Origin of the sequence: Streptomyces sp. NBC_00285, from assembly GCF_036174265.1 — a bacterium.
Lineage (GTDB): Bacteria > Actinomycetota > Actinomycetes > Streptomycetales > Streptomycetaceae > Streptomyces.
On sequence record NZ_CP108055.1, the window covers coordinates 7,963,353 to 7,976,380 of the forward strand.

Genomic DNA, 13,028 nt, shown 5'->3' on the forward strand with positions numbered 1-13,028 from the left:
TTGGTCCTACCGCTCGATGAGGGAACGGCAGCCGGTACGGTCCCGTCCTCGTTCCGAGGAGCCTCAGTGCGGGTTCTCGATCAACGAGAACCGCGCCCCCTCCGGATCCGCCACCGTGGCCACGAGGCCGTGCGGGCTGTCGTGCGGCGGGCGCAGGACATGACCGCCGAGATCCACGAGAAGGTGGGCCGCCGCGGCCGCGTCGGCCACCTCGAAGTACGTCATCCAGTGCGGACCCCGGTCGCGGGGCAGGTCGTTACCGACACCGTGGAGGCCGGCCACCGGGCGGCCGTCGACGTGCAGCGTGACGTAGTCGAAGTCGGCGGACACCACCGGCTCCTCCTCGTAGCCGAACACCGTCTCGTAGAACTTGGCGACGCTCGCCGTCTCGACGGTGAGCAGTTCGTGCCAGGCGGGGGTGCCCGGTACGCCCGCGACGGAGATGCCGAAATGTGCCGCCGTCTGCCACACGCCGAAGACGGCGCCTGACGGGTCGGAGCCGATCACCAGCCGGCCCGCCTCTCCCGCGTCCAGGGGGCCCACTCCCACCGTGCCGCCGCACAGCCTGACCGTCTCGGCCGTCAGATCGATGTCGTCCGAGGCGAGGTAGGGCGTCCAGGCGACCGGAAGATGACGGTCGGGTGGCAACTGGCCGATGCCTGCGACCTCCTGGCCATCGAGCAGGGCCCGGACGTAGGGCCCCAGCTGCTGCGGCCCCGGTACGAACTCCCAGCCGAACAGCGACCCGTAGAACTCCTGGGTCGCGGCCATGCCGTGCACCATCAGACTCACCCAGCAGGGTGTGCCGGGCGTGTGCCGAGCGGGCGGGGCGGCCGATCCCCTTGCCTCGGTCATCGTCTCTCTCTCCTCGGCCCCTCGCGGTGGCCGTGTCGCGTCCGCTGTCCGGACCTCCGTGCCGATGCTCGCACCACCGGCGGTGCCGCGCGCTCCGGGCACGCCGCCGCACGGTTCTCCCGCGCGGTCGGCGTCAGGCGCCGACGCCCGGACCAGCCGGGGCCGGTACACCGTGGGCCGAACCGTACGTTCGGCTCTCCGTGACCGCGCGCCGCCGACGGATGCCGATCGGCTGTACAGCATGTGCCCGTTCCCGTACGCCTCGTGATCGGGTTCGTCCGGTCGAGCAGAGTAGCCGGACATGGACGATGCGGCCACCTCGTGCGCAAGGATGGTGGCCATGAACGCCATCATCTCCGCATCCGAACTGGCGAGCGACCTTGCGGGCTCGAACCCGCCCGTCCTGCTCGACGTCCGCTGGCAGCTGAGCATGGCCAAGGCCACCGGCGTGCCGCCCTTCGACGGCCGGGCCGAGTACGCGGCCGGCCACATCCCGGGCGCGGTCTACGTCGACCTGGACCGGGAGCTGGCCGGCCGGGCCGGCACCGGCGGCCGGCACCCGCTGCCCGACCTCGAGGAGTTCGGTGCGGCAATGCGCCGGGCGGGCGTCTCCTCGCGGACACCGGTGGTCGTGTACGACGGCGGACAGGGCTGGGCGGCGGCCCGCGCGTGGTGGCTGCTGCGCTGGACGGGTCACCCGGACGTGCGAGTCCTCGACGGCGGGTTGCCGTCCTGGAAGGGAACGCTCCGGTCCGCCGTGCCGGGCACGGCCCTGTCCGAGGGCGACTTCGAGCCGATGCCCGGCGCGACAGGTCTCCTCGACGCCGACGGGGCCGCGGCGCTGGCCCGCGCGGGGGTACTGCTGGACGCGCGCGCGGGGGAGCGGTACCGCGGTGACGTGGAGCCGATCGACCGGGTCGGCGGCCACATCCCGGGCGCCCGGTCCGCGCCCACCACGGACAACGTCGACCCGGACGGCCGCTTCCTGCCCGCGGAGGAGCTGACCGCCCGCTTCAAGGCTCTCGGCGCCGGCGACGGCACCGAGGTCGGCGTCTACTGCGGGTCAGGCGTCTCCGGCGCTCACGAGGTGCTGGCCCTGGCAGTGGCGGGCATCCCGGCGGCCCTGTACGTCGGTTCCTGGTCGGAGTGGTCCTCGGACCCGGAGCGACCGGTCGCCGTGGGCCCCGACCCCCAGTGACCCCCGCGTCCCACGACGGGAAGGGGCCGCACTCGCCGAGTGCGGCCCCTTCCCGTCGTACGACTGACTACTCCTGCTTCTTCCTGCGCGTCCCGAACACGATCTCGTCCCAGCTCGGAACCGCCGCTCTGCGTCCCGGGCGGACACCGTCGGCCTCGGCCTGACGGTCGGTCGCGCCGATGAGACGGTCGCGGTGGCTGGCCACCGAGCGCGGCATGAGGACGTCCGCGTAGGCGGAACCGGCCGAGGCCGCGGGAGCGGGCGGCTCCTCCGCCTCGGGCTCCTCCGGGTCGGGCTCCTCGATGGTCGCCGTCTCGGACGGCCGCTCCGGTACGACCATGTCGCCCCGGAAGCTCGGCACCGCCTCCAACAGGCTGGTCAGCGAGTCCCGTTCGGCTGCGCCCTCCTCGATCGGATCGGGCGCGGGCGGGCTCGGCCGGTCGAGGGCACGGTCCAGCGGACGGTCGCGCGGCAGCCGTGCGATACGCGGCACGAACGGAAAGCTGGGCTCGGGCGTGCCGAGGTCCTCGGACTCACCGATCAGCGAGCGAGCTTCCTCGTCGACGGCCTGGACGAGCCGCCGGGGCGGGTCGTACGTCCAGCTCGCCGAGTGCGGTTCACCGGCGACGCAGTAGACCAGCAGGACCTCCCAGGTGCCGTCGTCACGGCGCCACGAGTCCCACTGGACGGTGTCCTTCTCGGCGCCGCGCAGCAACAGCCGCTCCTGCACGGCCTCGCCGAGCTGCGGACCGACGTTCTCACCGGGCCGACGGACCGGGGTCTTACGGGCTCGTTCGGCCATGAAGGCGCGCTCGGCGAGCACAGGGCCCTCGAAGCGCCGTACACGGTCTACGGGGATACCTGCGAGCTGGGCTACCTCTTCCGCGGTGGCTCCGGCACGTATACGCGCCTGGATGTCGCGGGGACGGAGATGGCTTTCGACCTCGATCTCGATCTGACCGAGGCGGGGACGGTCGCCGCGCACCGCTGCGCGCAGTCGCTCGTCGATCGGAAGCGTGTACTCCGTTGAGTCGGCAGCCTTCAGCACCAGCCGTGTGCCGTCATTCGAGACGGCCACGACACGCAGTTCGGGCATGGGGACCTCCCGGGTGGTGCCTGCCGACGTCACGTGCGTCGCTGCTTCCGCTAGTCGAGTGTGGCCTGCCCGGGTGCAGCCTGCCACAACCTTGCCGAGTTGCCCGGCGTGTCGGGCACGGGCCCGGGATCGCCGTTATGGCACGGTTATCTATCCGCAACGCTAAGTGACCAACTCCGTAACCCTGTGCAACTGCCCCCCTCCCGGCGCCCCTTGAAGGCTGCGGACGCCCTGGCGGGAGACCGAACCCAGGGCTCGCAACAGTACTCCATTTGGGCCACGTGCGTGGATTGGCGCGCCACTCGACTTCTTCCAAAAAACGGTGCCCAGCCGTCCGTTGAGCGGTTTTGGGGATCTTGGACGTGGCGCGGTTCACGGAATCAACAGAAACGGAATCAACAAAAACGGAACTCCTGGGCGGCGAACGCGTTTGCTACGCCCCCAACACCCTTCGCAGGTAGTCGTTCTGGAACCGGCGGTCGGGGTCGAGACGGTCCCGGAGCGCGGTGAACTCTCCGAAGCGCGGGTAGACCTTGTCGAAGTAATCGGCGTCGCGCGTGTGCACCTTGCCCCAGTGCGGGCGCCCCTCGTGCGCCGTGAAGATCCGCTCCGCGGCCGTGAAGTACGCCTGGTACGGCGTCCCCTTGACCATGTGGACGGCGATGTACGCGCTGTCGCGGCCGGACGCGGTGGACAGGGCGATGTCGTCGGCGGGCGCGGTACGCACCTCGACGGGGAAGCTGACCCGGAGGGCGGAGCGGTCCATCATCGTCCTGAGTTCACGCAGGGTCTCGACGACGGCCTCGCGCGGGACGGCGTACTCCATCTCCACGAACCGCACCCGGCGGGGCGATGTGAAGACCTTGTACGGGATGTCGGTGTAGCTCCGCGCGGACAGTGCCTTGCTGGAGATCCGGGCGATCGAGGGGATCGTGCCCGGCGCCGCGCGCCCGACCCACTGGGCCACCTGGAAGACGCCGTTGGACAGGAACTCGTCCTCGAACCAGCCCTGGAGCTGCGGCACCGGCTTCTCGGGGCCCGCGCTGCGGTTGTTGCGCTTGGTGTTGGTGCTGCCGGTGTGCGGGAACCAGTAGAACTCGAAGTGTTCGTTCTCGGCCCACAGTTCGTCGAACGTGCTGGTGACCTGGTCGAAACTCATCGGCTCCTCGCGGGCCGTGAGCAGGAAGATCGGCTCGACGGCGAACGTGATCGCCGTGACGATGCCGAGCGCGCCCAGACCGATCCGGGCGGCCGCGAAGACCTCGGGGTTCTCCTTCTCGGAGCACTTGAGGACCGAGCCGTCGGCGGTGACCAGCTCGAGGCCCTTGATCTGGGCGGCGATCGAGCCCGACTCGCGGCCCGTGCCGTGCGTGCCGGTGCTGGTGGCCCCGGAGACCGTCTGCTCCATGATGTCGCCCATGTTCGTGAGCGACAGACCCTCACGCGCGAGCGCCATGTTGAGCCTCTTGAGCGGGGTGCCCGCCTCCACCGTGACGGTCATGGCATCCCGGTCAATGTTGCGGATGCCGGTCAACAGTTGAGGGCGGATCAACACACCGTCGGTCGCGGCGATCGACGTGAAGGAGTGCCCGGTGCCGACGGCCTTCACCTTCAGACCGTCCTCGGCGGCCTTACACACGGCAGCCGCCAGCTCCTCCACCGAGGCAGGCGTGACCTCCCGTGTGGGCCGGGCGGCGACATTGCCTCCCCAGTTACGCCACGTTCCGTTCTTCCCGCTCGCTGTGCTGCTCAACGGTCCCTCCCCGACCCGGTGCCGGTCTGCTGAGCCGGCGATACCCCAGAAAACCGACCGCGACCGCGACGGCCCCGGACACCGCCGGGACCCCGTACCCGGCCCTCGCACCGGCCGCGTCGATGACCCAGCCGGCGATGGAGGAGCCGAACGCGACGCCGACCGCCAGCCCGGTGCTGATCCAGGTCATGCCCTCGGTCAGTTGCGCGCGTGGTACGTGCTGTTCGATGAGGGACATCGTCGTGATCATCGTCGGAGCGATGGACAGACCCGCAACGAACAGCGCCACGGCCAGAAACGGCAAGTTTCCGACCAGTAGGAGGGGGATCATACTCACGGCCATCGTGCATATGCCCAGCAGCCAGCGACGTTCGGGCGCTCCTTTGAAGCGCAGCAGCCCGAACACCAGGCCCGCGAGGCAGGAGCCCGCAGCGTAGAGCGCCAGTACGAGGCTCGCGGCGCCCTTGTGACCCTGTTCGTCGGCGAAGGCCACGGTGACCACGTCCACCGCCCCGAAGATCGCCCCGGTCGCCACGAAGGTGGCCACCAGTACCTGGAGACCCGGCGCGCGCAGCGCGGTACGGCTGTGGTGGTCCTCGCGCGGATGCGGGGCCGGCTCGGTGGCCCGCTGCGCGGTCAGCCAGAAGACGCCGGCCGCGAGGAAGCAGGCGGCGAGCAGCGGACCCGCCTCAGGGAACCAGGCCGTGGACAGGCCGATGGAGATGATCGGCCCGAAGATGAAGCACACCTCGTCGATGACGGACTCGAAGGAGTACGCGGTGTGCAGCTGCGGGGTGTCCCGGTAGAGGGCCGCCCACCGCGCGCGGATCATCGCGCCGACGCTGGGCACGCACCCGATGCCCGCGCTGAAGACGAACAGCGTCCAGTCCGCCCAGCCGTAGTGCGCGGCGAACAGCAGCCCGGCCGCCGCGGCGAGCGAGATCAGCGTCGCGGGGCGCAGCACCCGCCGCTGCCCGTGCCTGTCCACCAGCCGGGACACCTGCGGGCCCGCCACCGCGGCGGCCAGCGCGATGGTCGCGGAGAGGGCGCCGGCCAGGCCGTAGCGCCCGGTCAGCTGGGAGACCATCGTCACCACGCCGATGCCCATCATCGACAGCGGCATCCGGCCGAGGAACCCCGCGGCGGAGAAGCTCTTGGAACCGGGGGCGGCGAACAGGGCGCTGTACGGGCTGGGCACGGGGGACTCCGGTCGGGCAGGGACAGGTGAGCGGACCGGCGGTGAGGTAAGGCGTCAACGCGGCCCATACAGCTTACGAGGGAGGTGACCCCGGCGCACCCGGCCGGACGGTCCGGGAACCCGGGTGGTCACCCCGCCGTTTCCCGGCTGTCAGTACCGGATGACAGGATCGATCCATGCGAGACGTGCTCGACGCAACCCCCTACGACGCCCTGCTCCTGCTCTCGTTCGGAGGCCCCGAGGGTCCCGACGACGTGGTCCCGTTCCTGGAGAACGTGACGCGCGGGCGAGGTATCCCCAAGGAACGCCTGAAGGAAGTCGGGCAGCACTACTTCCTGTTCGGCGGGGTCAGCCCCATCAACGACCAGAACCGCGCCCTGCTGGACGCCCTGCGCAAGGACTTCGCGGACCACGGCCTGGACCTGCCGATCTACTGGGGCAACCGCAACTGGGCGCCCTACCTCACGGACACCCTGCGCGAGATCGTCGCCGACGGCCACCGCCGCGTCCTGGTCCTCGCCACCAGCGCCTACGCCTCCTACTCGGGCTGCCGCCAGTACCGCGAGAACCTCGCCGAGTCGCTGGCCGCCCTGGAGGCCGAGGGCCTGGAGCTGCCGAGGATCGACAAGCTGCGGCACTACTTCAACCACCCCGGCTTCCTGGAGCCGATGATCGACGGTGTGCTGGAGTCCCTCGCGGAGCTCCCGCAGGACGTCCGCGACGGTGCCCACCTCGCCTTCTCGACGCACTCGATCCCGAACGCGTCCGCGGACACCTCGGGACCGGCCGAAGGCCACGGCGAGGGCGGTGCGTATGTCGCGCAGCACCTGGAGGTCTCCCGGCTGGTCGCCGACGCCGTCCGCGAGCGCACCGGCGTCGACCACCCCTGGCAGCTCGTCTACCAGTCGCGTTCCGGGGCCCCGCACATCCCGTGGCTGGAGCCCGACATCTGCGACCACCTCCAGGAGCGCCACGCGTCCGGCGCCCCGGCCGTGGTGATCGCACCCATCGGCTTCGTCTCCGACCACATGGAGGTCCTCTACGACCTCGACACCGAGGCCAAGGACAAGGCGCAGGAACTGAGCCTGCCCATGCGGCGCTCCGCGACTGTCGGCGCGGACCCCCGGTTCGCGGCGGCGATCCGCGACCTGGTCCTGGAGCGTGCCGCGATCGAGCGCGGCCAGGAGGTCACGCCCTGTGCCCTGGGCGCGCTCGGCGCCGACCACAACCTGTGCCCGGTCGGCTGCTGCCCGGCACGCGCCGCCAAGCCCGCCGCCGCGGGTGCCGACAGCCCGTACGCGTGAGGAGCGCCGTGACCGACCCCCTGCACGCCGAACTGCTGGAGCTGGCCCAGGAGGCGGCCCGCCGGGCCGGCACCCTGCTGCGGGACGGCCGCCCGGCCGACCTCGAGGTGGCCAGGACCAAGTCCAGCCCCATCGACGTGGTGACCGAGATGGACATCGCGGCCGAGAAGCTGATCACGGACCTGCTCTCGGAGCACCGCCCTGACGACGGCCTCCTCGGCGAGGAGGGTGCCGCCACCGAGGGCACGAGCGGCATCCGCTGGGTGATCGACCCCCTCGACGGCACAGTCAACTACCTCTACGGACTGCCGACTTGGGCCGTCTCCATCGCGGCCGAGCAGGACGGCGAGACCGTCGTCGGGGTCGTCGCGGCACCGATGCGCGGCGAGACGTACTACGCGGTCCGCGGCGAGGGTGCCTGGGCCACGGGTGCCTGGGCGGGCGAGCGCAGGCTGACCTGCCGCCCGGCGCCGCCCCTGGAGCAGGCCCTGGTCTCGACGGGCTTCAACTACGTGACCGAGGTCCGCGTCCACCAGGCCGAGGTGGCCCGGAGGCTGATCCCGCTCGTCCGTGACATCCGGCGCGCGGGCTCGGCGGCGGTCGACCTGTGCGACCTGGCCGCCGGCCGCCTCGACGGCTACTACGAGCGCGGCTTGAACGCCTGGGACTACGGAGCGGGTGACCTCATCGCCCGGGAAGCGGGCGCCCTGACCGGTGGGCGTCCAGGAGAGCGACCGAACCCCGCCCTCACCGTGGCCGGCACCCCGGGCGTCTTCGAGCCCCTCCAGCGGCTCCTGGAGGACTTCGGGGCCTGGCACGACTGACAGGCCGACGCCGTACGAACACGAGGTGAACACGTCCGTACGGCGACGCAGCGGACCCCCGGCGCTGGATTCGCCGGGGGTCCGCTGTCGTGCCGCGAAGCCGATCAGACGCTAGGCGCTGACCTCCACACCGTGTTCGGCGGCGAGGCGACGCAGGTCGTCGAGCTCGCCCTGCTCCACCTCGACGAGGAAGTCGTCGCCGTCGTTGCGAGCCCGCGTCAGGTCGGTCTCGGTCGCCCTTATGCGCTGCAGAAGTCCTGCGGTGAATGCGTCCATGGTGCGCCCCCTCGTCCTGGGTCGTGGATCGGTGGCACGGGGGTGTGCCGTTCGAAAGGGGCGATCACGTCTCCTGTAGGTGCCCAGCGCTGCCCTGCCGGGCGGCGACGGTGCCGGACACCCACGCCCACTCGGCAAAAGCGGATCGCGTCGTGCCGCATGGTGGTACGGCACATGCAGAGTGTGATCGCGGGGTGTAAAGCCGTCCTCCCCCCGCTCCTTCCGACGGAAACCTCAACCCCGCGAGAAAATCCCGCATTCCCGGTCTCACACCCGTCTTTCAGTCGCCCCTCACCCGCCTTACAGCCGACTTATGGCCGAAAAGGGCAGGATGGAGGCCGACACTCACCCGACCCCCTGCCCGCATGTGCTCACAGCGCGCTACGCGGGTGGACACAGGAAGGACAAGCGACGTGCGCGTACTCGTCGTCGAGGACGAGCAGCTGCTCGCCGATGCGGTGGCCACCGGACTGCGCCGGGAGGCCATGGCCGTCGACGTCGTGTACGACGGTGCGGCCGCCCTCGAGCGCATCGGCGTCAACGACTACGACGTGGTCGTCCTCGACCGTGACCTCCCCCTCGTCCACGGAGACGACGTCTGCCGCAGGATCGTCGAACTCGGCATGCCCACGCGCGTGCTGATGCTCACGGCCTCCGGCGATGTCAGTGACCGCGTGGAGGGCCTGGAGATCGGAGCCGACGACTACCTGCCCAAGCCGTTCGCGTTCAGTGAGCTGACGGCACGCGTGCGTGCCCTCGGCCGTCGCACCAGCGTGCCGCTGCCACCGGTCCTGGAGCGCGCCGGGATCAAGCTCGACCCCAACCGCCGCGAGGTCTTCCGCGACGGCAAGGAGGTCCAGCTCGCTCCCAAGGAGTTCGCCGTCCTTGAGGTGCTGATGCGCTCCGAGGGCGCCGTCGTCTCCGCGGAGCAGCTCCTGGAGAAGGCCTGGGACGAGAACACCGACCCGTTCACCAACGTCGTGCGGGTGACCGTCATGACCCTGCGCCGCAAGCTGGGTGAACCCCCGGTGATCGTCACTGTCCCCGGCTCGGGCTACCGGATCTGATCAGCCGTGGCATCGACTCCCGCACCGCCCCAGGCGCCCCCGAAGCCCACCTGGGACCCCAGGAGGCCGGCGCCGCAGCTGCCCTGGCTGCGCCCGACGATCCGCATAAGGCTCACACTGCTGTACGGCGGCATGTTCCTGATCGCGGGCATCCTGCTGCTGTCGATCATCTACCTGATCGCCGCCCAGGCTCTGAACGTCGGCAGTGAGCTGCCCTTCACGATCACCTCGGGCAATGTCACCAGCGACATCTGCAGCAACCTGCCCTCGAACGCCCGCGCCGACGTCATGAACAAGGCGATGGCCGAGTGCGTCAACGTGCAGCGCCAGCACGCGCTGGACAACCTGCTCAGCCGCTCCCTGCTGGCCCTGCTCGGTCTCGCGATCATCGCCTTCGCCTTCGGCTACGCGATGGCGGGACGCGTCCTGTCGCCGCTCGGCCGGATCCTGCGCACCGCGCGGTCGGTGGCGGGCTCGGACCTCTCCCGCCGTATCGAGCTGGACGGCCCGGACGACGAGATCAAGGAACTGGCCGACACCTTCGACGACATGCTGGAGCGCCTGGAGCGGGCCTTCACGGCCCAGCAGCGTTTCGTCGGCAACGCTTCGCACGAGCTGCGGACCCCGCTGGCGATCAACCGCACGCTCCTGGAGGTGCACCTGTCCGATCCCGGTGCGCCGACGGAGCTCCAGCAGCTCGGCAAGACACTGCTGGCGACCAACGAACGCAGTGAACAGCTCGTGGAGGGGCTGTTGCTGCTCGCCCGCAGCGACAACCAGATCGTCGAGCGCAAGCCGGTGGACCTCGCCGAGGTGGCCGAGCAGGCGGTCGACCAGGTGTACGGCGAGGCGGAGGCCAAGGGCGTGGCGATCCGCGGCGAGCAGAAGCCGGCGGTCGTCCAGGGCAACGGCGTCCTGCTGGAGCGGATCGCCCTCAACCTGGTGCAGAACGCCGTGCGCTACAACGTGTCCGAGGACGGCTGGGTCGAGGTGACCACGGAGGTCCAGCACGGCCACGCGGTGCTCATCGTGTCCAACACGGGCCCGGTCGTGCCGGCGTACGAGGTCGACAATCTCTTCGAGCCCTTCAAGAGGCTGCGCGGTGCCGACCGCACCGGCAGCGACAAGGGCGTCGGACTCGGTCTGTCCATCGTGCGGTCCGTGGCGCGGGCGCACGGCGGGCACATCACGGCTCAGCCGCGTGAAGGGGGTGGGCTCGTGATGCGAGTCGCCCTACCGGTCTGAGATCATGGCCCCCGCACGAAGATCGACACATAAAGATGTTCGCTTTGCGCGGAATTTTCTGGGCACGGAGTGAACCCTTCCGTGTGTGATCGATCACAAGGGGGATTTTCCCACCATGAACTCTCCGTGATCATGCACCCTGTCGGAAAGCCGGGATAATCCGGGTTTTCAAGGGCATTGTTCACGGGAAGTACACGGTGAGACGCCTTTGAAGTGCGGGATTCGGACCGTGTACGGTCCCGATCGCCATCCAACCCGATCACTCAACAGGGGTCCGGTTGGGTGTCGATTGAGTAACAGACCTTGATGTGAGGCAAAATCTCCGCCTCGGGTCGGGCACAAGTCCGGCCTCTCACGCGTTACGTGCGCTGGAGACACCGAAGACACCCAGAGGGGGAGAGCGACATGGCAACGGATTACGACACCCCACGCAAGACCGACGACGACGTTGACTCGGACAGCCTTGAAGAGCTCAAGGCCCGTCGGAACGACAAGTCGACGTCCGCCGTGGACGTCGACGAGTTCGAGGCCGCAGAAGGCCTTGAACTGCCCGGAGCGGACCTTTCGAACGAAGAATTGGCCGTCCGGGTACTGCCCAAGCAGCAGGACGAGTTCACCTGCATGACCTGCTTCCTGGTGCACCACCGCAGCCAGCTGGCCCGCGAGAAGAACGGCCAGCCGATCTGCCGCGACTGCGACTGAGGGAGGGTCGGGCATGACTGGCTCGACCCCACCTTGGAAGCGCCGCTCTCCCCTGCCGGGAGCGGACCAGGGGCCGTCCCACGGCCCTGATGGCGCGCGTGACGACGAGCGGGGCTCTTCCGGTCCGGGAGCCTCGCTCGAACCGGCGGTCGACCGGGCGGACGTCCCGGTGCCGACCGGGCAGACCGGGACGCCCGCGCCCGTCGCGCGACGACGGGTGGCGGCGATCCGGGACAGGGCCCGGGAAGGGGTCCGCAAGGGCGGCAGCCGGGCCAGGGCGGGCCTGGCGTACATCGCCGACCGGATCATCGAGAACGCCCCGCGTGTCCCCGTACGGGACCTCGCGACCCTCCGCCGCCAGTTCCCCGGTCTCGGACCGGAGGAGCTCGCGGACAAGCTCGTCACGGGCGCCGCGAGCGCCACCGCGACGGTCGGTGCGGGGGTCGGTGCGGCGGCGATGCTTCCCGTGCCGCCGGCGATGCCGGCCGAACTGGCCGCCGAGATCACCGGCGTGGCCGCGATCGAGCTCAAGCTGATCGCCGAACTCCACGAGGTGTACGGCGTCCGGCCGCCCGGCAACCTCAAGGAACGCAGCACCGCGTATCTGAACTCCTGGTCCGGAGAGCGCGGGATCGACGTGAAGAAGCCGTCGACCGTGAGCGGCGCGCTCAACAGCCAGATGAAGCAGCAGCTGCGGCAGCAGATCATGAAGCGGATGATCCGCGACCTGCCGAACCTGATGCCGTTCCTGGTCGGCGCGGCCGTCGGGGCTGTCATGAACCGCCGGGACACCAGAAAGCTCGCCGAGCGGATCCGCAAGGATCTGCGCAAGGCCCAGGTGCCCTGGGACGAGCTGCCCGGCCTGCCTGCCCTGGAGGCTCCGGCGAACCCGCTGGAGATCGGCGGTATCGCCAAGGAGCTCGAACGCTGACTCGGGGACCCGGCGGGGCTACCGCCGGTAAGACTTCCGTGAGACTTGCGGCCTCGCCGAGGGCCCCACGGTCGGGTGAAGCCCTGTACGAACGTTCTAGGTGGCGGCCGTCCGGGCTGCCTTCAGCGCCTCGGCCAGCCGTTCCGGCTCCCGGGTCGACAGATACAGGTACGGCGTCGGGTCGTCAGGATCGGTGACCTCCACCTTCAGCGCGGTGGGGATGTAGGCGCGCAGCAGCAGGAAGGCACGGGTGTCGGCCTTGTAGGTCCGCCAGGCCCGGGTCTCCTCCGGGTCCAGGACCTCCGCCTCGCCCAGCGCCGACACCGGGATCTTCGCCTCGCCCGCGATCAGGGAGTCGCCCACGACACGGATGCGCAGCGAGCCGTAGGAACTCGCGAGGATCGCCGCCACGGCGGTGCCGCCGACCAGGCCGCCGAGCAGCGGAAGCGGCCCGAACGGGAGCAGGATCAGCGCGAAGGCGACCCCGACCATGAAGGAGATCAGCCACCAGGAGCGGGGGGCGGTGAGGCGTTCGTCGTACGGGGCGGCGGAGGGCTGCATGAAGCCAAGCTTGGCACG

The 13,028-nt window shown here is 70.2% G+C and carries 13 protein-coding genes; 7 read left to right on the top strand and 6 right to left on the bottom strand.

Translation table 11 applies throughout. From position 1 onward, the window contains the following. Positions 1-63: 63 nt before the first annotated feature. Positions 64-855 (bottom strand): VOC family protein, encoded by a 792-nt coding sequence (locus tag OHT57_RS36705; RefSeq protein ID WP_328751064.1) that lies wholly within the window; start codon positions 853-855, stop codon positions 64-66. Between the two features lie 331 nt (positions 856-1,186). Between OHT57_RS36705 and OHT57_RS36710 the strand changes: the two genes are divergently transcribed. After that, positions 1,187-2,053 (top strand): sulfurtransferase, encoded by an 867-nt coding sequence (locus OHT57_RS36710; protein WP_328753435.1) that lies wholly within the window; start codon positions 1,187-1,189, stop codon positions 2,051-2,053. Positions 2,054-2,120: 67 nt separating this feature from the next. On the opposite strand, the gene sepH is transcribed toward OHT57_RS36710, so the two are convergent. The 3 genes from sepH to OHT57_RS36725 form a co-directional block, all read right to left on the bottom strand. Beyond that, the gene (gene sepH / locus OHT57_RS36715; RefSeq protein ID WP_328751065.1) at positions 2,121-3,149 is read right to left on the bottom strand and encodes a septation protein SepH; all 1,029 of its coding nucleotides are present in this window, start codon (positions 3,147-3,149) and stop codon (positions 2,121-2,123) included. 433 nt (positions 3,150-3,582) lie between these two features. After that, positions 3,583-4,902 (bottom strand): D-arabinono-1,4-lactone oxidase, encoded by a 1,320-nt coding sequence (locus OHT57_RS36720; RefSeq protein ID WP_328751066.1) that lies wholly within the window; start codon positions 4,900-4,902, stop codon positions 3,583-3,585. Continuing rightward, positions 4,862-6,100 carry an MFS transporter gene (locus OHT57_RS36725; RefSeq protein ID WP_328751067.1) on the bottom strand — a complete coding sequence of 413 codons (1,239 nt, stop codon included), beginning with the start codon at positions 6,098-6,100 and terminating at the stop codon, positions 4,862-4,864. The genes OHT57_RS36720 and OHT57_RS36725 overlap by 41 nt, the downstream gene beginning before the upstream one ends. Before the next feature lie 176 nt (positions 6,101-6,276). On the opposite strand from OHT57_RS36725, the gene OHT57_RS36730 reads away from it, so the two are divergent. Together OHT57_RS36730 and OHT57_RS36735 are read left to right on the top strand one after the other, a co-directional pair. Next, on the top strand, positions 6,277-7,404 hold the full coding sequence (locus OHT57_RS36730; protein WP_328751068.1) for a ferrochelatase: 1,128 nt from the start codon (positions 6,277-6,279) through the stop codon (positions 7,402-7,404). An 8-nt stretch (positions 7,405-7,412) separates the two neighbouring features. Continuing rightward, complete coding sequence (locus OHT57_RS36735) at positions 7,413-8,228, top strand: inositol monophosphatase family protein (RefSeq protein ID WP_328751069.1); 816 nt, start codon at positions 7,413-7,415, stop codon at positions 8,226-8,228. A 111-nt stretch (positions 8,229-8,339) separates the two neighbouring features. Here the strand turns inward: OHT57_RS36735 and OHT57_RS36740 are convergent, their stop codons facing one another. Continuing rightward, positions 8,340-8,504 carry a hypothetical protein gene (locus tag OHT57_RS36740; RefSeq protein ID WP_328751070.1) on the bottom strand — a complete coding sequence of 55 codons (165 nt, stop codon included), beginning with the start codon at positions 8,502-8,504 and terminating at the stop codon, positions 8,340-8,342. Positions 8,505-8,917: 413 nt separating this feature from the next. Here OHT57_RS36740 and OHT57_RS36745 point away from each other — a divergent pair, with 413 nt between their 5' ends. The 4 genes from OHT57_RS36745 (at position 8,918) to OHT57_RS36760 (ending at position 12,449) form a co-directional block, all read left to right on the top strand. Further along, positions 8,918-9,571, top strand: coding sequence for a response regulator transcription factor (locus OHT57_RS36745; RefSeq protein WP_009191109.1), 654 nt, complete (start codon positions 8,918-8,920; stop codon positions 9,569-9,571). 6 nt (positions 9,572-9,577) lie between these two features. Further along, positions 9,578-10,816 carry a sensor histidine kinase gene (locus OHT57_RS36750; RefSeq protein WP_328751071.1) on the top strand — a complete coding sequence of 413 codons (1,239 nt, stop codon included), beginning with the start codon at positions 9,578-9,580 and terminating at the stop codon, positions 10,814-10,816. Between the two features lie 405 nt (positions 10,817-11,221). Continuing rightward, on the top strand, positions 11,222-11,518 hold the full coding sequence (locus tag OHT57_RS36755) for a DUF4193 domain-containing protein (protein WP_235474357.1): 297 nt from the start codon (positions 11,222-11,224) through the stop codon (positions 11,516-11,518). Between the two features lie 13 nt (positions 11,519-11,531). Further along, on the top strand, positions 11,532-12,449 hold the full coding sequence (locus OHT57_RS36760; RefSeq protein WP_328751072.1) for a hypothetical protein: 918 nt from the start codon (positions 11,532-11,534) through the stop codon (positions 12,447-12,449). A 96-nt stretch (positions 12,450-12,545) separates the two neighbouring features. Here the strand turns inward: OHT57_RS36760 and OHT57_RS36765 are convergent, their stop codons facing one another. After that, positions 12,546-13,010 carry a DUF3093 domain-containing protein gene (locus OHT57_RS36765; protein WP_328751073.1) on the bottom strand — a complete coding sequence of 155 codons (465 nt, stop codon included), beginning with the start codon at positions 13,008-13,010 and terminating at the stop codon, positions 12,546-12,548. Positions 13,011-13,028 lie beyond the last annotated feature (18 nt).